At 62.2% G+C, this 18,217-nt stretch carries 15 protein-coding genes; 5 read left to right on the forward strand and 10 right to left on the reverse strand.

What is annotated here, in order from left to right; all coding sequences use genetic code 11:
* Positions 1–10 precede the first annotated feature (10 nt).
* The 5 genes from HX839_RS13665 to HX839_RS13685 form a co-directional block, all read right to left on the reverse strand.
* Positions 11–379, reverse strand: coding sequence for a hypothetical protein (locus HX839_RS13665; protein ID WP_177067177.1), 369 nt, complete (start codon positions 377–379; stop codon positions 11–13).
* Positions 376–1,347 carry a hypothetical protein gene (locus tag HX839_RS13670; protein ID WP_177067178.1) on the reverse strand — a complete coding sequence of 324 codons (972 nt, stop codon included), beginning with the start codon at positions 1,345–1,347 and terminating at the stop codon, positions 376–378. Before HX839_RS13670 ends, HX839_RS13665 begins: the two co-directional genes overlap by 4 nt.
* Before the next feature lie 143 nt (positions 1,348–1,490).
* Positions 1,491–2,555, reverse strand: coding sequence for a lipocalin-like domain-containing protein (locus HX839_RS13675; RefSeq protein WP_102606242.1), 1,065 nt, complete (start codon positions 2,553–2,555; stop codon positions 1,491–1,493).
* Complete coding sequence (locus HX839_RS13680) at positions 2,545–5,019, reverse strand: FtsX-like permease family protein (protein WP_177067179.1); 2,475 nt, start codon at positions 5,017–5,019, stop codon at positions 2,545–2,547. The genes HX839_RS13675 and HX839_RS13680 overlap by 11 nt, the downstream gene beginning before the upstream one ends.
* Position 5,020: 1 nt before the next feature.
* Positions 5,021–5,689 carry an ABC transporter ATP-binding protein gene (locus HX839_RS13685; protein WP_008431380.1) on the reverse strand — a complete coding sequence of 223 codons (669 nt, stop codon included), beginning with the start codon at positions 5,687–5,689 and terminating at the stop codon, positions 5,021–5,023.
* A 346-nt stretch (positions 5,690–6,035) separates the two neighbouring features.
* On the opposite strand from HX839_RS13685, the gene HX839_RS13690 reads away from it, so the two are divergent.
* From HX839_RS13690 to HX839_RS13710, 5 genes are all read left to right on the forward strand, one after another.
* Complete coding sequence (locus HX839_RS13690; RefSeq protein WP_177009811.1) at positions 6,036–6,719, forward strand: histidine phosphatase family protein; 684 nt, start codon at positions 6,036–6,038, stop codon at positions 6,717–6,719.
* Positions 6,720–7,064: 345 nt separating this feature from the next.
* Positions 7,065–8,720 (forward strand): lipid IV(A) 4-amino-4-deoxy-L-arabinosyltransferase, encoded by a 1,656-nt coding sequence (arnT, locus tag HX839_RS13695; protein WP_177067180.1) that lies wholly within the window; start codon positions 7,065–7,067, stop codon positions 8,718–8,720.
* Between the two features lie 60 nt (positions 8,721–8,780).
* Entirely contained in the window at positions 8,781–10,301 is a 1,521-nt protein-coding gene (locus HX839_RS13700; RefSeq protein WP_177037294.1) for a glycosyltransferase family 39 protein, read from the forward strand.
* A gap of 67 nt (positions 10,302–10,368) precedes the next feature.
* Entirely contained in the window at positions 10,369–11,130 is a 762-nt protein-coding gene (locus tag HX839_RS13705; protein ID WP_177067181.1) for a M15 family metallopeptidase, read from the forward strand.
* Positions 11,131–11,213: 83 nt separating this feature from the next.
* Positions 11,214–11,936 (forward strand): L,D-transpeptidase, encoded by a 723-nt coding sequence (locus HX839_RS13710; protein ID WP_177046703.1) that lies wholly within the window; start codon positions 11,214–11,216, stop codon positions 11,934–11,936.
* On the opposite strand, the gene HX839_RS13715 is transcribed toward HX839_RS13710, so the two are convergent.
* The 5 genes from HX839_RS13715 to HX839_RS13735 all read right to left on the reverse strand — a co-directional run bounded on the left by HX839_RS13715 (position 11,903) and on the right by HX839_RS13735 (position 18,030).
* Positions 11,903–12,763 carry an alpha/beta fold hydrolase gene (locus HX839_RS13715; RefSeq protein WP_177067182.1) on the reverse strand — a complete coding sequence of 287 codons (861 nt, stop codon included), beginning with the start codon at positions 12,761–12,763 and terminating at the stop codon, positions 11,903–11,905. The genes HX839_RS13710 and HX839_RS13715 overlap by 34 nt on opposite strands.
* 305 nt (positions 12,764–13,068) lie before the next feature.
* Positions 13,069–14,649 (reverse strand): ABC transporter ATP-binding protein, encoded by a 1,581-nt coding sequence (locus HX839_RS13720; RefSeq protein WP_177067183.1) that lies wholly within the window; start codon positions 14,647–14,649, stop codon positions 13,069–13,071.
* Positions 14,646–15,473, reverse strand: a complete 828-nt coding sequence (locus HX839_RS13725; RefSeq protein ID WP_003210288.1) for an ABC transporter permease — start codon at positions 15,471–15,473, stop codon at positions 14,646–14,648. Before HX839_RS13725 ends, HX839_RS13720 begins: the two co-directional genes overlap by 4 nt.
* On the reverse strand, positions 15,473–16,450 hold the full coding sequence (locus HX839_RS13730) for an ABC transporter permease (RefSeq protein WP_087693384.1): 978 nt from the start codon (positions 16,448–16,450) through the stop codon (positions 15,473–15,475). Before HX839_RS13730 ends, HX839_RS13725 begins: the two co-directional genes overlap by 1 nt.
* Positions 16,447–18,030 carry an ABC transporter substrate-binding protein gene (locus HX839_RS13735; RefSeq protein ID WP_008431399.1) on the reverse strand — a complete coding sequence of 528 codons (1,584 nt, stop codon included), beginning with the start codon at positions 18,028–18,030 and terminating at the stop codon, positions 16,447–16,449. The genes HX839_RS13730 and HX839_RS13735 overlap by 4 nt, the downstream gene beginning before the upstream one ends.
* Positions 18,031–18,217 lie beyond the last annotated feature (187 nt).

An 18,217-nucleotide genomic window follows, 5' to 3' on the forward strand; every position in this document is an offset into this window, starting at 1 on the left:
TTTTAAAAAGCTACCATTTAATCCAGACGTACCAGAGCCCCGAACCTACAAATCCAACCATTCCAAAACGATACGGCCACAGCACCCAGCGCTTGAGAGACAGAGGAACAGACGCCAGCTCTGCCGCCGTCACGTCTCCTCTTCGGATGTGCAGCTTGGGCAGTGAAAGAAAGTCGACAATCAGACTCAAACGCTTGTATCTGTCGATCAGTTTGTTTCTGCCCCAAAACCGTTTGTTGTCACGGACCAAAACGTTATCAATGAAGTAGCTTTCCAGTTCATCCAGTTTTCTGTACTCGACGAATAGCTTCAAACCCAAAAAAACAAATGGCCATCCCCCCAATAAAATCACGCTAAATCCGTGCAACGAAATAGTCATGCACCCTCTCCCTCAAAGAATAAGTCGCCGGCCATTTCTCCTAATGCTCCTCCCACGGCTCCACCGGTATACCCTCCCGCAGCACCGCCAATAATCCCGCAAGCGAGTTCACCTTTCCCTTTAGTAGCGATACCCAAAACTAATTTACACAAACCACGCCCCACCTTTGCGCCCAATACCCCGCCACCGGCGGCTCCACCCACCCCGCCCACCAACTTCCCACCCTCCACATACTTCGCCCGCCTACACATCGCCTCCCGCCCCTCCATACATGCTTCCTTGATCTCCAACCCCGCCACACCCACATCCAACGCCAACCCCACATACGTCCCCTTGCCCAAAAACCTCGACGTCTCGGCAATGCTGCGAATCCGCTGCGTGTAGCCCACGATTTCACTCTTGTGCAGATAACTCTTGGTGGAAATACCCAGTACTTTTTTCAGTGACTTATTGGTTTTCAGGCTCGTGCCAAATCGCGCCGCACCTTGAAGTTGAGTATCCAAGCGCCGGAACAACATCTGCCGCTTCTGGATAAACGCTTTCTTATTCAAGGCTCCATCCTTGAGTTGTTGATGCAAACGCTCAATTTCTTCCAGAGTGCGCTGAACCTCGTCCAGGTGTCGCCCCCAGGCCGCCGTCGAACTGCCGACTCCCACCGAGCTATAAGCCAATAAACTCTGGAATAGATCATAGTTATTGATCACCGCCGCCCCAGCCGAGGCATCCAACTCCAGATTGCGCTGAATCTCCTGGGCATGGCGCATCAACCATGCATCATCAGTAGTGCAAGCCACAGCGTAGGCATCGGGAACGATCACCATCTGCCCCGGCGTCACCAGGCTTGCCTGACGCAAATGCAGGTTCAACGCGTCGAATTGATCGGAGAGTTGCCCACTGGCCCCGGTCAGTAATCGGGATTTCAAACTGAGGTAGTCCGTGGTGCGGTCATTGATGTATCCCTGCGCCATCACTTACATCCCTGATGTAATGGATATGGCGCAGGAATATAGGCAGGCGAACACGGCCCGGACACAAGGTTGGAACAGCTGAAATTACATTTGGGAAATCACCTACCTGGCAGGTAATCAAGGCCTACAAAAAATCGTCGGACTCAATACCCCGTCATCTCCAGATACCCCACCCCACCCTGAAATTTCACCGGCCCTTCCCAGTAAGGAATGCTCAGGTTCATCCAGGCTTTTGGGTTGACCGCTTCCGTGGTGATATCCAGATGTTTGCCCGGGATCTTCAATGACCACTGGGTGGGAATGCTGCGCCCATCAATGGCAGTCGTGCCCAGCGGCGTCAGTTGAATATCCTGGTTGTGCAGGGTCTGTGTGTGGCCTTCTTTGTCGATCCAGGTACCCGTCAGGTACGACGGCCCGTCTTTCTGCCGCACCCGAAACAGCATCAACTGCTCGCCGCTGTCCAGGTGCAGGGAGAACCAGTCCCAGCCAGTCTGGCTGGCGGTCAGGGGCTGGCTGCTCCATTCGCGATCGAGCCAGGCGTTGCCGGTGACTTGGTAAGATTTTCCATCGATGGTCACGCGGCCATCTGCCTGGAAAAACGGCTGGCTGTAGTAGTACGACGCCTGGCCCTGGTCGGACTTGCGGCTGTAGCCGTTATCCCCCTGGAGCACCAGCGGGCGGCTGGAGGTCAGGTGCAGGTCGTAGTTGAAATGCTCGCCTGCAGCCTTGAGTTGCATGTCCGCCAGGGGGCTGGCTGCACCGGGGCGGGTGGCGAAATTCCAGTCATCGATCCAGGCATTGAACGGCACCGCCTGGGCCCCTGCCTGCCCCACGCCGCCGCGGGCGTAGCGTTCGCTGGCGTAATGGCGGGTGGCCGAGGTGACGGCGGCGTGGCCGAGCCAGATCGTAGAGTCGTGCCAGCCGGGTTGTGTCGGGCCGGCCTTGAGTGCGTTGCGAAACAGCGTCCATTGCACGCCATAGGCATTGCCCTCGGCATCCTTCAGGTTGGCGGTGAGGTACCACCATTCGATGCGATAGCCGTCATGGGGGCCATGGTCCTGGGGAAAGCTGAAGACCTTGCCGGGTACCACCTGGGCAAAGTCCGCGGCCTGGCTGCCCAGTCCGGCGAAGCTTTCTTCAGGTGCAGGTGGTTTGTCGCAGGCGCCCAGCAGCAGGAACGTCGCCCATAGCAGGCACTTAATCTTCATTGGCAAAGGTCCTCAGCAAATCCGCCGGGCGACTGCGGTACAGCTGCCACAACGGCCAGGCCGAAGCCAGCAAGGTGGCCAGCATCGCCAGACCCAGCAGTTGCGCCAGTTGCCCCGGGAACACCTGCAACGGCAGGCGCCAGCCGAAGGCCTGGACGTTGATCACCACGTCCAGGCACCACGCCAGCAGCAAGCCCAGCGGCAACGCCAGCACCAGGGTCAGCACCGCCAGCAACCAGGTCTGGCCGAGGTTGAGCAGCATCAATTGGCGGCGCGTCACGCCCAGCGCCCACAGCGGGGCCAACTGGCCAAGACGGCTTTGGCTCTGGGTCAGCAGGCTGATGAACAACGCCACGCCGGCCACGCCCAGGGTCAGGCTGTTAAGGGCGGCGGTGGCGGCAAAAGTTCTTTCGAAGACCTGGCTCGACCAGCCCTTGAGCTGCTGCTGGTCGACGATGCGGCTGTCTTCGAGGGCAAACCGTTTCTGTACTGCACGCACCAGCGGCGGCACGTTGCCCGGCAAAACCCGCAAGTTGAAACGCGCCGGCGACAATCCCGGCCAGTGCTGCAACAGGTGCCGCGAATTCACCAGCAAGTGGCCCTTGGGGTTGCCGTAGTCGGCATAAATCCCCACAACCTTCGGCGACCATGGACCTTGGGGCGTGGGGATGCTGACCACATCGCCCAGCCGCACCTTGAGCCGACGTGCCATTTGCTCACTGAGCATCAGGCTGTCGTCCTGCAACAACTGGCTCCATGGGTTCGCCGCCGCTTCCAGCAGCGGCCAATGCTGGCGATAAGTAGGGTCGTCGACCACGCCGAACAGGTCAGCCGGCCACCCCTGCAACTGCACCGCAACCTGCCAGGTCGGCAGCACTGTCTGCACCAGGGGCTGCTGTACCAGCCAGGTTTGCAGCGCCTCGGCCTGGGCCGGATTTTGCGGGTTGAGGTACAATTCGGCGGTCAGGCGTTGTTCCAGCCAGTTGTTGAAGGTCTGGCGAAAGCCCGAGGTCATCGAGCCCGCGCCGATATTGGCGGCCAACGCCAGCAGCAAGGCCATCAGCGCCAGGCTCAGGGCCGGCAACTGCTGGCGGCAATCGGCGAGAAACCATTGCCCCAGCACCGAACGGCTGCGCCCCAATACCGCCTTGAGCACACCATTGAGCACCACCGGCAAGCCCAGCGCAGCGCCCAGCAACAAGGCCGCCATCAAGACAAAACCACTGGCCAGGCTATCGCCAAATACCAGTGCCAACAGCGCAACCAGTAAGGCCGAACCCGCCACCCAGCCCTGGCGTCGCAGCCAGCGCCCATGGGCCTGGTGCCAGGCCTGGGCATTGGCCAGCGCCAACAACGGCAAACGCGCCGCCCGCCACAGGCTGCTGGCCCCGGCGAGCAACGCGCCGAGCAAACCCAGGCCCAGGCCACTGAGCCACCACAGCGGGCTGAGGCTCAGTTGGCCGGGCACCTCGGCGCCATACAGACCGCGCAAGCTGGCGGCTACATCCGGCAGCAACAGGCTGGCCAGCAAGTACCCGCTGGCCACGCCCGCCAGGCCACCCAGCACGGCCAGGCCACCGAGTTCCACCGCCAGGCTGAGGATCAGCATCCGCGCACTGACCCCGCACGCACGCAAGGTTCGCAGCAGGCCGCGCCGCTGTTCCAGCGCCAGGCCGATGGCGGCATGCACGATAAACAGGCCCACCACAAAGGACAGAAAGCCCAGCGCATCGAGGTTCAGATGGAAGCTTTCAGTGAGGCGCGCGAGGTTGTTTTCCTCGGCCTGCTTGAGCTGCAGTTGCGCGCCCAGTTCCGGCGGCAGGGCGGGATGCGCGGCGGCAAAGGCCTTGTCCAGCAGCAATCGCGACAGGCGTTGGGGCATGTCCAGCAACGGTTGGGCGAAGCCGATATCGGTCAGCAAGACGCCGGGGGCCATGTCCGCTTGAACATGCAGTGGCGGCAGCACTAGCCCGGCAGCTGTCAGCGGCTGGTCGCCCTCTTTCAGGCCCAGAGACTGCAAGGTCTGCGGCGCGATCCAGGTGCGTCCCGGCGGGTTGAAGAACGCGACCATCTGCGCCCGGTCCAGGGTCTGCCCGGCCAGCGCGCCACCGCCGGGCAACGACACCGGGTCGATGCCCATCACTTGCAGGCGCTGGTCTTCATGGCCCTTGAGCTGCAGGCGGCCCTGCACCACCGGCGACACCGGCCACCCGGCGCGGCGCAGGTCGGCAAACAGCGCCTGGGGGAAGCCCGCACCGTCCGGCGCACTGAGGCTGGCCTGGGGTTCGCCGCCGATCAGCTGGCTGGCCCGCGCGTAGCTGTCCCGCGCCTGGCTGTTGAGGGCTTGCACGCCGGTCAACAGCGCGGTGGCCAGCCACAGGCCAGTGAGCACACTGAAGAATTGCACAGGGTGGCGACGCCAATGGCTGAGCAGCGCGCGCAGTGTCCAGTGGAAGACGCGCATGTCAGCGGGCGTCCGCAGCGAGTACCTGGCCGCGATGCAACACCACCTGCTGGTCAAGGCGCGCCGCGATGCGCGGGCTGTGGGTGACCATCAGCAAGCTGGTGGGGCTGTCCCGCAGCAGGTCCAGCAGCAGTTGCAGCACTTCGTCACTGGTGCCTTCGTCGAGGTTACCGGTGGGTTCGTCCGCCAGCAGCAAGCCGGGGCGCGACGCCAGGGCTCGTCCTACCGCTACCCGTTGCTGCTGGCCGCCGGACAGTTGTTCGGGGTAACGCCTGAGCAAGTCACCCAGGCCGAGTCGCTCCACAAGCTGCGCTTGCCACGCCGGATCGAGGCGCCCGGCCAGGCGCGCCTGGAAGGCCAGGTTGTCTTCGACCCGCAGGCTGCCGATCAGGTTGAACTGCTGGAACACCAGGCCGATCTCGGTGCGACGCCAGTGGGCCAGTTGCGCCTCACTCATCTGGTCCAGGCGCTGGTCGCCGACCTGGATGCTGCCACGGTCGACCTGGTCGAGCCCGGCCACCAAATGCAGCAGCGTGCTTTTGCCACTGCCCGACTCACCCATCAACGCCAGGCTGCTGCGCGCTCCCAGGTACAGGTCGACACCCGCCAGCACGGTCAACGGCCCCTGCGGCGTGCCATAACTCTTGAATACCCCTTGTACCTGCAGCATCACCCCTCCCCACAAGCTTCTGGACTTAAGCCGGAGAATAACGGTTGTCACATTTTTATGTCACAACCATGGGCAAAAGGAGCGCCCCATGACCCCTGCAAATTTTTCACATCGATTTCACCCGGCCGCCACCTGCTGCACTTTAAATTGCCGTCCATGGGCAGATAACAGGCTGGTTATTTCAAACGCCCGTTAGTGCAAGTGAACAATTTTTTATATCGGTATGTTCAGCAAAAAGACAGCGCCCCTGTGACACGCTTTTGCATATTCCTGCATCAGCGCTACTCACTTGGCGCCTGCCTAACTTGCCGCTGCCAGTTACCGGATTAACGCCTGGAAGTTACCAATGGTGAATAGTGTGGTTGACCTGACCCTGAGCAAGTCTCGCTCGCGCTGGGCGTTTGTAAAACAGCTGAACAAACTGTGGCTGGGCGTGGCAGGTATCGTAATGGCCAGCCTGGCAGTAACGGCGTTCATCTGGTGGCCAAGATCGCCGCTGGACCTGGGCGTGGGCCACCGCCTGCTCAGCTCCGGAACCCTGGAAGCCTGGCGCAACGGAGACTTGGTGGTGCTGGTCCGCCATGAGGAACGCTGTGACCGCTCCAACAACCCTTGCCTGGGCCCGGCAGACGGCCTGACCACGCTCGGCTCGTTGTCTGCAAGTGCCGTGGGCAAGGCCTTCCAGACCCTGGGCATGGAAAACACCGACGTACTGAGCAGCCCCACCACCCGTACCGCGCAGAGCTCGCTGTTCATGTTCGGCAAGGCCGAATTGTCACCCGGGCCCCTGGCCATCTGCGGCCCTGCCATCGGCGAGGAACTGCGCCCACATAAACACGCGGACCGCAACCTGCTGGTGGTCACCCACAGCGCCTGCATCAGCGACTTCGAGGAGGCATTGGGCTACCCACACGCCGCCCATGCCGAGTACGGCAGTGCATTGTTTGTAAAGCTGCTGCCCGATGGCAAGTTCAAGGCGCTGGGTATTTTGAACAGTAAGGACTGGGCCGCCGTGCTTAAACAACTTTAGAACACTTCTTAACATTTAATCATTCAAGTTCGTTCAGCAAAAAGACAGCCAGACCGTGGCATCTTCTATGGTTTTAATTGAATTTCTGTCAAAAAATTATTAGCTCACTAACTTTTCACAAGTTAACAACATGACGACGACCTTCGATGACTTATTGGACGCCACACATTTAACGAGCTTGACTGGGGCACAGGGATATTCAGTTTCGCCCCCCACTAACAGACTGTTTAAGGAATAACGTTCTGTGCCGCATTTTTACCCGACCATGACCACCTTCCACCCCTCGCGCATGGCTGATCCGCTCGCGCTGATTCACCGTCAATACCGCTTGAGAGTGCAATAGCCATGACCCGCCTTAAACCATTGCCCGTATTGCTACTGGCATTCGTGATGTTCTATCTGTTGCCACTGGGCCTGCATGGCCTATGGATCCCTGACGAAACCCGCTACGCCCAGATCAGCCAGGAAATGCTCATCAGCGGCAACTGGGTGGCACCGCACTTCATGGGCGTGCGCTATTTCGAAAAACCCGCCGCCGGCTACTGGCTGATCGCACTGGGCCAGGCATTGTTCGGTGAAAACCTGTTCGGCGTGCGCATCGCTTCCGCCCTGACCACCGGCCTGAGCGTCGTGCTCGCCTACCTGATCGCCCGCCGGCTATGGAACGACCCGCGCAAGAGCTTCGCCTGCGCGCTGCTCTACATGAGTTTCGGCCTGGTGGCCGGGCAAGCCGGTTATTCCAACCTGGATCCGCAATTCACCTTTTGGGTCAACCTGAGCCTGGCGGCGCTGTGGTTTGCCCTCGACAGCTCCACCCCCCGCGCCCGCCTCGCCAGCTGGACGTTGCTGGGTGTGGCCTGCGGCATGGGTTTCATGACCAAGGGTTTCCTCGCGTGGTTGCTGCCGGTGCTGATCGCCCTGCCTTACATGCTCTGGCAACGTCGCCTGGGGGAACTGCTGCGCTACGGGCCGCTGGCGATACTGGTGGCGGCCGTGGTGTGCCTGCCCTGGGCACTGACGATCCACCTGCAGGAACCGGACTACTGGCGTTTCTTCTTCTGGCACGAGCACATCCGCCGGTTCGCCTCCGACAATGCCCAGCATGCACGACCCTGGTGGTTCTACCTGCCGCTGATGGTGGTGTCGTGCCTGCCGTGGGCGGCGCTGCTGCCGGCGACACTGTGCAAGGCCTGGAAGGAAAAGCGCCAACCGGCCATCGTCTTCCTGGCGCTGTGGTTGCTGCTGCCCCTGGGCTTTTTCAGCCTGAGCAACGGCAAGCTGCCGACCTACATCATGCCGTGCCTGCTGCCGCTGGCGCTGCTGATGGGCCATGCATTGGTCGACCTGCTGGCCAACGCCCGCACCCGCACGCTGCGTGTCAATGGCCTGCTCAACCTGGGCATCGGCGTCGCGGCAATGGTGACGCTGATCTACCTGCAAATCGACCGGCCGTTGTACGGCAACAGCCACAGCGAGATGTTCAACCTGTCCCTGACGTTCATCGTGCTGATGGGCTGGATGCTCGCCAACCTGCTTCAAGCCTTCCGCCCATTGGCGCTGTGGGCGATGCCGGCGTTGGGCATTGGCCTGCTGGTGGCGCTGTTGCCCGCCGGCATGCCGGCGGTGATCGAAGATAACCAGATGCCTGATCAGTTCGTGCTCCAGCACCTGGACGAGCTCCAAAAGACCCAAGCGCTGCTGAGCAACGAACTGGAATCGGCGTCGGCCCTGGCATGGCGCCTGCGCCGGCCCGAAGTGACGCTCTACAACACTGAAGGCGAACTACGCTACGGCCTGCAATACGCCGACTCGATGCACCGCAAGGTGGATCTCGACAGCGTTCAAGCCTGGCTCAAGCAGGCGCGCCAGCAAGGCCCGGTGGGCGTGCTGATGCGGGTCAGGAGCACCAGCGAAATGCGCGAAGCCGGCCAGCTGCCGTTGGGGGGCAAGCGTTATTACAAGGGTGACCTGGAGATCATCATCTACCCGCAATTGCCGTAACACAGGCGCCCTAATGTGGGGTGACCCCATTCAACACTCGTCCCACATCGGAACCGCCGCATGAACTTCTGGAAAACCGAACGCGGCGCCCTGCTGCTGCTCCTGGGCGTGTCGGCCCTGATCCTGCTGCTGGGCCTGGGCGCCCGCGACCTGTGGGGCCCGGAAACCCGCTGGGCGAACATCACCCTGCAGATGCTGCAAAGCGGCGACTACTTCGACCCGTACCTCAAGGGCACCCCGTATTACGACAAACCCCTGCCGTCGTACTGGCTGATCACCGGCCTGGCCAACCTGATGGGCGGCCTGGGGCCGTGGTCGTTGCGCCTGTCATCGGTCATCTCGGCGTGGCTGAGCATCTGGCTGGTGTACCTGATCGGCGAGCAACTGTTCCGCAAAGGCACCGGCCTGATTGCCGGCTGGATGCTCGCGACCACCTTCTACTTCCTCTTCTGGGCCCGGGTGGCCACGGCGGACGTGCTGACCGTATGCGGCGTGCTGGCGGCCGTCTGGTGGTATTGGCGCGGGCCGGACGATACGCGGCTGGGGCGCTACACGGTGTTCTTCCTGTTACTGGCGGCGACGTCGCTGTTCAAGGGCTTGATCGGCTTTGTACTGCCGGGCCTGGTGCTGCTGCCGCACTTGCTCAGCGAACAGCGCTACAAACGCCATCTCAACCTGCGGTTGGTGCTGGCCGTGATCATCGCCGGGGCGTTCTACGCGATCCCGTTTGTGCTGTCCCACCTCTACGGCGCACCGACCTACGGTGCAAGCGGCCTGGAACTGGTGTTCCGGGAAAACGTGGTGCGCTTCTTCGACCCGTTCGACCATATGGGGCCGATCTACACCTACCTGATCTACCTGCCGGCCTACACCTTGCCCTGGGCGCCGTGCTGGGTGCTGGGCCTGTGGCTCGCCGTGCGGCATTGGCGCGACACCCCGCCCAACACCCGTTGGCTGGTGTGGGGGCTGGGCCTGCTGTTTGTGTTCTTCACCGCCAGTGGCAGCCGGCGCAGTTACTACGTGCTGCCGCTGGTGCCGTTCGCGCAGTTGCTGGCGGCGTGGTGGGTCAGTGAGCGTATCGCCCGCAAAGGCACGGTCGGCCGGGGTTGGTACCGTGGGTTCGGCATCGCTGCCGGGGTGATGCTGCTGGTACTCGGGGTGGTGTATCCGTGGACCAATGGCAATGGCGGCGTGACCCGTTTCGCCGAGGACGTTCAAGCGCAAGCAGTGAAAAGCGCGCCATGGAACGCGTGGCAGATGGTGATGGTGGAAGTCGACAACAAGGTACCGATGTACCTGCAAAATCACGGGACGCCGTTCTACTACGTTGCCGAAACCCAGGACTTCCCGCGCCAGGGCGACAGTGCGGCGTTCATGGCCTGGCTGGAAAAAACCAGCGGCCGCACCTTTGATCCCAAGCGCACAATTATTGTCGCGCAGTCCACCAAGGATGACCCGACGCCGCTGGCCTACCTGGGCAACGATCATCAGGTCATCACTACCCAGCCGGACAATGGTGAACGGTTGTTCCACAAGCGTGACGGTGGCAGCGTGGCATTTGTGCCCAACGCCGCGCCGTAGCACTGGCGGCATGGGGCGGGCATTGCTAGTGTGGCGCGCTTAAGCCACCGTCCGAGCCCGGCCCGCCATGCCCTACTCTTCCCTTTCCCTTGCCGCCCTGAGCCTGATCGTGCTCGCCACGCCGGTAGCGGCAGACACGCCGATGCCGGCCAACATGGTTTACCTGCGCAGCCTCGACCCGAGCATCGCTCAGGACATTCGCTACGCCAGCCCCCACAACTTCACCGGAGCGCCGCTGGACGGCTACAAAGCAGCCGAATGCGTGCTGTCTGCCGACGCGGCAAAGGCACTGGTACGGGTCCAGGCCGAGTTGGCCAGGCAGGGTTACGGCTTGAAGGTCTTCGACTGCTATCGTCCCAGCCGTGCCGTCGCGAACATGGGCCGCTTCGCCAGCCTGCCGGGGGATCCGGCCAAGGCCGAGTTCTACCCCCGGGTGAACAAGCAGGATTTCTGGCGCCTGGGCTATGTGGCCAAGGTTTCCAACCACTCCCGGGGGGCGGCAGTGGACGTGACCCTGACCGGCCCCGATGCACTGCCAGCCCAGGCCTGGAACGCCGACACCGCGGCGGTGGATTGCGCCGCCGGTTACGGTCGACGCCTGCCCGATGGCGGCCTGGACATGGGCACCGGTTTTGATTGCTTCGACGAAATGGCCCACACCAACAGCTCCCACATCAGCCAGGCGGCACGCCAGAATCGCCAACGGTTGAGCGCTGCGATGGCCAAGGAAGGCTTTACCGGTTATGCCGGCGAATGGTGGCACTTCACCTATAGCCGAAACCCGGTGCGGGCCGAGCCGATGGACTTCCCTATCGAACCGCTGCGGTAACATCACAACACAGCTTCAGCTTGATAAAGCCCGGGGCAAAAACTAGCGTTTGAGGTTTCCCTCTTTTCAAGGACTGAACGACGTTGAACACGCTCATCAAAACCTGCGCGGCGCTGCTGACGCTGCTTTCAAACGTGGCACTCGCGCAAATCCCCGAGACCAGCCGGCAACTGATCGTGGTCACCACCCCGGACTGGAACAGCATCCAGGGCACCGCACAACGCTATGAGCGGCATGGGCAAGGCTTTCAGAAAGTCGGCGAACCCTTTGCCATCGTGGTCGGTAAAAACGGCATGGCGTGGGGCACCGGCCTTACGACGCCCACCCCCGACCAGCAGCCCCTCAAGCATGAAGGCGATGGCAAGGCCCCGGCCGGCATCTTCAAACTCGGCGGTGCCTTCGGCTACGCCCCCACCGCTGACACCCGCTTGCCTTACGCGGCCAGTACCGCCACCCGCGAATGCGTGGATGACAGCCAGTCCAGCCATTACAACACCCTGGTGGACAGCTCGGCGGTGAACAAGGACTGGACCAGTTCCGAGCGGATGCTGCGCAAGGACCAGCTGTACCGCCAGGGGATTTTTGTCGAGCACAACACACCGGCTTTGGCCAACGGCGGCTCGTGTATTTTCCTGCATATCTGGCGCAGCGTCAGTTCGGGAACATTGGGCTGCACGGCGATGGACCCGGTGAATATCCAGGCGTTGTTTGCCTGGCTGGACCCGCGAGAAAACCCGCTGCTGGTGCAACTGCCCGCCGCGCAGTACGACCTCTACCGTGAGCGCTGGAAACTGCCGTCCCGCTGAGCTGACAGCAGGCGCTGAAATGCGGCCAATACCTCATCGGGTTTTTCCAGCATGAGTTGGTGGCCGCATTCGGGCAACAACTGATACTCGGCATTGGGCAAATGCCGGGCGAGTGCTTCGCCGCCGCTGGCCGGGGTCAGGCCGTCGGTGTCGCCGGCCAGCACACTCAAGGGCAGGGTCAGGGTGAGCAGTGCATTGGCGTCTGGCCATTGGACGTTTTTCATCAGGGCCTTGAACATGTACAGCGGGTTGCGCTCGGTGAGTTTTTCTTCGTAGGCGACCAGTGCGGGGTCGGCTTTGGCGTTCCATGCGGCCTGGCGGAAACCTTTGGCCAGCAGGGGGCGCAGCCATTCCAGGAGCCATGCGGGTAGACGCATCAGGCCGCCGCTCCGGCTGATGCTGTGGAGTCGGGTGCCCAGCAGCAATACGGCTTCGATGGGGATCGCGGGTTTGGCCAGCAAGGCGCTCAGGGTCAGGCCAGTGCCGAAGGAGTGGGCGACGATGAGGTTGCGGGAACCGCCGTAGCGCTTGAGGATTTCCAGGTAGTCGGCGACCAGTTCGGGCCAGGCGTAGGCCTCTGGGTTGCGGGGTTTTGCGCTGGCGCCGTGACCGAGCAGGTCCCAGGCGACCAGACTGTAGCCTTGGGTTTTCAGGGATTGCCATTGGTGGCGCCACTGGTCCTTGTTGCCGCCGGCGCCGTGGCAGAAGAACACTACCGTGTCGGGTTGGGTGGTGCCCGCGTGATGGGTGATGCTCAGGTGACGGTTGGGGCGGATTTCCAGTGGTTGGCCCTGGATCACTGGCAGTTCGGTGAAAGAGGTCGGCATGGAGGTTTCTCAATAAGTGAAAGGATTGAGTGTGGTGTAGCAACAGCAAAATCAAAGGTGGACACGATCCAAATGTGGGAGCGGGCTTGCTTGCGAAGGTCGTTAACGATAACGCGAACATCCTGATTCAACGCGGCGCTCTCAGGTTCTTCGCGAGCAAGCCCGCTCCCACATAAAGCGGCTCTGCTTTTGCTCTAACACTCAGGTCGCCTTTGCCGCTTTTGCAATGTGACTCGCTGTAAGAGCGAAACCATAGGTGGCCGTTAGCTGAATAACGGATATGCCCCCAACCCCAACAACCCAAGTCAGATGGCCTCAGCCATCAACAACTCCCGCGTATACGGATGCCGCGCATCAGCAAACAGCGCCGCCGTCTCCCCCTGCTCCACCACCCTCCCCTGACGCATCACCGCAATCCGGTCACACAACCGCGCAGCCACCCGCAAGTCATGAGTAATAAACACAATGCTCAACCTGAACCGCCGCTGCAGCGACTCCAGCAACTCCAGAATCTGCACCTGGATCAGCGCATCAAGCGCCGACACACACTCATCAGCGATCAACACCCTAGGCTCCACCGCCAACGCCCGGGCGATCCCTATGCGCTGCCGTTGCCCCCCGGAAAACTCATGAGGAAACCGCTCAAACGCCGCTGCCGGCAACCCCACCAACCCCAGCAACTCACGGGCCCGCCGCTCGGCATCCGCCTTGGAACCCCCCTGCACCAAAGGCCCAGTCATAACAATCTGCCCCACCGTCTGCCGCGGATTGAGCGAGGCAAACGGATCCTGGAAAATCATCTGCACATCACTGCGCAACGCTCGCAGCCGCCCTTCAGACAACCCCGCGACCTCCCGCCCCAACCACTCGATCCGCCCGCTGTCAGCACGCAGCAAACGCACCAGGCACCGACCCAGGGTCGACTTGCCCGACCCCGACTCCCCCACAATCCCCAACGTCTCGCCTTCACGCAATTGCAGCTGAACCGCATCCAACGCCTGAGTCGTACGCCGCCCCCACCAACCGCTGCGGCTGCTGAACACCTTGCCCAGCGCTTCGGCCTTCAGCACCACAGGGCCAGCCACCTGCGTACGTGGCACCAGCGGTTGCGCCGACACCGCCGCCAACAACTGCCGGGTGTAATCTTCCCGGGGCACACGCAACACCGCCGGGGCCGTGCCCTGTTCCACCACCCGGCCCTTTTCCAGCACCAGCACCCGGTCGGCAATCGCCTCGACCACGGCAAAGTCGTGGGTGATAAACAACAGTGCCATGCCCTTGTCCTGCTGGATCTTGCGCAGCAGGTCGAGAATCTGCGCCTGGGTGGTCACGTCCAGCGCCGAGGTCGGCTCATCGGCAATCAACAGCGCCGGATCAAACGCCAGGGCCATGGCGATCACCACCCGCTGACGCTGCCCGCCAGACAGTTCAAACGGATACGCCAGTCGCAAGCGCTCAGGGTCGGGCAAGCCGACATAACCGAGCAAATCCACCACCCGCTGACGCCGCACCCGTGCCGCCGCCACGCCATGGGCGCGCAGGGTTTCATCGATCTGTTGGCCCACCCGCATCAGTGGGTTGAGGGCGCTCATGGGCTCCTGGAATACCATGCTGATATCCCGCCCGCGCAGTTGGCGCATGGCCTCTTCGCTGCGGTCGGCCAGGTCTTCGTCGCGAAACACCAGGCGCCCGCTTTCCACCTTCAGCGGGGCCGGCAACTGGCGCAGCAAAGCCTTGGCCAGCATTGACTTGCCGGAACCGGATTCACCCACCACACACAAGCATTCGCCACTGCTCAGTTGCAGCGACAGGTCATACAGCGCATGGCTGCGATCCGCACCGGCCGGCAAGGCGATACGCAAATGTTCAACACTCAACAACGTCATAGCGACCTCCCGGGCTCAAAGGCCACACGCAAACCTTCACCGACTCGATTGACCGCCAGCACGCACAGCACAATCGCCAACCCCGGCAGAAAGCTCATCCACCAGGCGTCCCGCAGCAAGCCACGGGAGGCATTGATCATGTAGCCCCAGCTCATGGCTTCCGGGTCGCTCAAGCCGAGAAACGCCAGGGCCGCTTCGGTGAGGATCGCCGTGGCCATGACAAAGGTCATGGTCACCAGCAGCGGCGCCAGGGCATTGGGCAGGATCTGCTGGGCGATGATCCCCAGCGGCGACTGCCCCAGCACCCGCGCGGCCTGCACGAATTCGCGCTGGCGCAGGGTCAGGAACTCACTGCGCACCAACCGCGCCACCGCCGGCCACGCTACGAGTGCGATGGCCAGCACGATGGAGAACAGGGACGGCTCAAGGATCGCCACCAGGATCACCGCCAGTACCAGTTGCGGAATGATCTGGAAGAACTCGGCAATGCGCATCAGCACACCGTCGAGCCAGCCACCGAAATAGCCGGCGACCGCGCCGACCAGCAGGCCCACCACCAGGGTCGCCAGGCTGGCCAGCGCCCCCACGGCCAGGGACACCCGCGCGCCGTACAGCAGGCCACTGGCGAGGTCGCGACCGAGCAGGTCACTGCCCAGCCAATGGGCCGGGTCGTGGAATGGCGCGAGCATCGGCTGGCTGTTCATCTCCCATGGCGAGCTGCTGGTCAGCCAGGGGGCGGCGATCGCCAACAGCGTCAGCAGCAGCAAAAACAGCGCACCGATCAACGCCGCAGGCTGGCGCACAAAACGTCGGAAAACCAGCATCAGCCTTGCACTCCTGCACCGATACGCGGGTCGAGAAAACGACAGATCACATCGGTCAACACGTTAAAGCCCACCACCAGAATCGAGATCACCAGGAAACCGCCCATCAACACGCCGTAGTCACGCTGGGCCAGCGAGTCGTACATCAAGCGACCAATCCCCGGCCAGGAATACACCACCTCCACCAGCAACGCGCCGCTGGCCAACTGGCCCAGTTGCAAACCGGCAAAGGTCACCACCGGCAACAGCGCATTGCGCAACACATGCACGTACAAAATCCGCCGCGGGTGCAGGCCCTTGGCGTGGGCGGTGCGCACGTATTCCTGGCCAAGGGCGTCGAGCACGGCGGCGCGGGTCAGGTGGATATACAAGGCGAGGAACAGCACGCTCAACGACACGCACGGCAGCAGCAGGTGCTTGAGCCGGTCGAGCAGGGAAAAGTCCTGTGCCACCGTTTCCATGCCAAACGCCGGCAACCAATCGAGGCTGACGGAGAACAACAGGATCAGCAGCATCGCCAGCCAGAATGGCGGCATCGCATACAGCAGCAATGCGCCGTGGGAGATCACGCCATCCAGCCAGTGACGCTTCTGTCGGGCCCGGGCGGCCAACGTCCCCAGGGTGACGCCAAGCACCGACGAGAGCAAAAATGCCGAGCCCATCAGGGCCAGTGTTGCCGGCAAGCGCTCAGCAATCAGCGACCACACCGAGGTCTGGTTGCGGTAGGAATAACCCAGGTCCAGATGGGCGATATTGCCCAGGTAGATCAGCAACTGCGTGAGCAACGGCTTGTCCAGGCCCATGGTCTGGCGCAGGTGTTCGATGAACTGCACATCGTCCACCCCCGCCTCGCCGGCCAACAGCAGCGCCGGGTCACCCGGCGCCAGGCGGATCAGTAAAAAGCCCAGCACCAGCACCGCCACAATCATCAACAGTGCCTTGAGCAGGCGACCGCTGAAATACAGCAACCCGTTCATGGTGCAGGCGCGTCGAGGTAGACGCTTTCGTAGTCTTCGTTAAGGCTGGTGGCGGTTTGCAGCAGGTTCTTCACCTCTTTGTGGAACAGTGTCGGGTAGCGCATTTCGAAGATCGGCGCGATCGGCAGGTCGGTGTTCAGCACGTTTTCCAACTGGCTATAGAGCCTGGTGCGTTCCGGGCCTTCCGGGGTGTTGGCGACCTGAGTCCACAGGGCATCGGCCTCGGGGCTGTTGTAGCCGCTGACGTTGGCAAATGGCGAAGTCTTGAGGATGTAGTCGGAGCGGTACAGGTAGGCGTTGGTCAGGTACGGGTCGCCGATCTGGAAGATGAAGTTGTAGGTCAGGTCGAAGTCCCAGTCGCTGACGCGCTGGAACCAGGTGGCGGCGTCGGACGTCACCACTTGTACCTTGAAGCCCAGCGGCTGCAGGGCTTGCTTGGTGTATTCGGCCAGGCGCTCCCAGGCACCGCCCTTCTCGCCGTTGAGCAGGCGAATCCGCACGGCGCCCACGTCCACGCCGGACTCGGCAATCAGCGCCTTGGCTTTTTTCACGTCATAGGTGTACTGCGGCAATTGCGGGTCGTGGTACGGCGAGGTGGACACGAACTGGCCGGGGGCAACCTTGCCCGAACCGAAGAAGATGTTGTCGACGATGAACTGGCGGTTCAGCGCATACAGGATCGCCTGGCGCACCTTGGGGTTGTTCAGCGGCGGCTTGCGCGTATTGATCTGCAGGAAGGCCAGGCCGGAATACAGCTCCCAGCCTTTTTCCGACGACTGCACGTCCGGCAAGGCGGTCAGGCGCTTGAGGTCGGAATAGTCGGCATCACCGCTGCGCAGCACCTGCACGTCGTTGCGCTCGAACGCCGCAGCGCGGGACGAGCCGTCCGGGATCACGTGGAAGATGATCGCATCCAGGTGTGGCAGGCCCTTTTTCCAGTAGTCGGGGTTCTTTGCCAGCTTGATATAGGCGCCGCGTTTCCACTCCACAAACACAAACGGGCCGGTGCCGACAGGCTTGAGGTTATAGGGGTTGTTGCGAAAGTCAGTGTTCTCGTAGAGGTGCTTGGGCACCACAGGCCGCAGCCCGCTGCCCAGGGCCGAGAGCAACGGCGCGAAGGGTTTCTTGAGCTGGAACACCACCTGCAGCGGGCCCTTGGCGGTGATGCTGTCGACGTACTCGGTGAAGACCCCGCCCAGGCGCTTGTCCACTTCGGGGTAGAAGGTCTGGAAGCTGAACACCACGTCATCGGCGGTGAACGCGTGGCCGTCATGCCAGCGCACGTTGTCCTGCAAATCGAAGGTGTAGGTCAGGCCATCGGGGGAAACGGTCCAGGCCTTGGCCAATACCGGTTTGGGTTTCAGGTCGGTGTCGAAGGTCAGCAGGCCCTGGAGGATCTTGCCGCTGACGTACTGGGTGGACACGTGGCTGACCACGCCGTGCATCAGCGACGGCGGTTCGGGTTGGGCCACCAGGTTCAGCACGCCGCCGTCATGGGGTTGCGCCTGAGCGGTGCCGGCCAGCAGCACGGCGCCAAGTCCCAGGTATGAAAGGACACGGCGAAAAGATAAAGGGCGCATGGAGACTCCTTGACTAAGGTTTTGTCAGGGATTTAGCAAGGGCTGTGCCATGGGGCGACGGGCCGCGTTTGCGGGCATCACAGGCCTTGGCAGTGATGAAAAAACCACAGTGGCCGGGACGAGTGTGGAAAAAGCAACAGCCCGCCCTCTTGAGGAATGGTTGTGCGTAGCAGCTGCCGAGCCTTGG

This window comes from Pseudomonas sp. I8001 (assembly GCF_013385345.1).
Taxonomy (GTDB): domain Bacteria; phylum Pseudomonadota; class Gammaproteobacteria; order Pseudomonadales; family Pseudomonadaceae; genus Aquipseudomonas.

What these genes read in the sequence shown, in the direction of transcription:
- HX839_RS13680 (WP_177067179.1), bottom strand. Translation starts at nt 5,019, where the DNA reads ATGCGCGTCTTCCACTGGACACTGCGCGCGCTGCTCAGCCATTGGCGT.
- HX839_RS13720 (WP_177067183.1), bottom strand. Translation starts at nt 14,649, where the DNA reads ATGACGTTGTTGAGTGTTGAACATTTGCGTATCGCCTTGCCGGCCGGT.
- HX839_RS13705 (WP_177067181.1), top strand. Translation starts at nt 10,369, where the DNA reads ATGCCCTACTCTTCCCTTTCCCTTGCCGCCCTGAGCCTGATCGTGCTC.
- HX839_RS13670 (WP_177067178.1), bottom strand. Translation starts at nt 1,347, where the DNA reads ATGGCGCAGGGATACATCAATGACCGCACCACGGACTACCTCAGTTTG.
- HX839_RS13690 (WP_177009811.1), top strand. Translation starts at nt 6,036, where the DNA reads ATGGTGAATAGTGTGGTTGACCTGACCCTGAGCAAGTCTCGCTCGCGC.
- HX839_RS13735 (WP_008431399.1), bottom strand. Translation starts at nt 18,030, where the DNA reads ATGCGCCCTTTATCTTTTCGCCGTGTCCTTTCATACCTGGGACTTGGC.
- HX839_RS13665 (WP_177067177.1), bottom strand. Translation starts at nt 379, where the DNA reads ATGACTATTTCGTTGCACGGATTTAGCGTGATTTTATTGGGGGGATGG.
- HX839_RS13700 (WP_177037294.1), top strand. Translation starts at nt 8,781, where the DNA reads ATGAACTTCTGGAAAACCGAACGCGGCGCCCTGCTGCTGCTCCTGGGC.
- HX839_RS13730 (WP_087693384.1), bottom strand. Translation starts at nt 16,450, where the DNA reads ATGAACGGGTTGCTGTATTTCAGCGGTCGCCTGCTCAAGGCACTGTTG.
- HX839_RS13675 (WP_102606242.1), bottom strand. Translation starts at nt 2,555, where the DNA reads ATGAAGATTAAGTGCCTGCTATGGGCGACGTTCCTGCTGCTGGGCGCC.
- arnT (WP_177067180.1), top strand. Translation starts at nt 7,065, where the DNA reads ATGACCCGCCTTAAACCATTGCCCGTATTGCTACTGGCATTCGTGATG.
- HX839_RS13685 (WP_008431380.1), bottom strand. Translation starts at nt 5,689, where the DNA reads ATGCTGCAGGTACAAGGGGTATTCAAGAGTTATGGCACGCCGCAGGGG.
- HX839_RS13725 (WP_003210288.1), bottom strand. Translation starts at nt 15,473, where the DNA reads ATGCTGGTTTTCCGACGTTTTGTGCGCCAGCCTGCGGCGTTGATCGGT.
- HX839_RS13715 (WP_177067182.1), bottom strand. Translation starts at nt 12,763, where the DNA reads ATGCCGACCTCTTTCACCGAACTGCCAGTGATCCAGGGCCAACCACTG.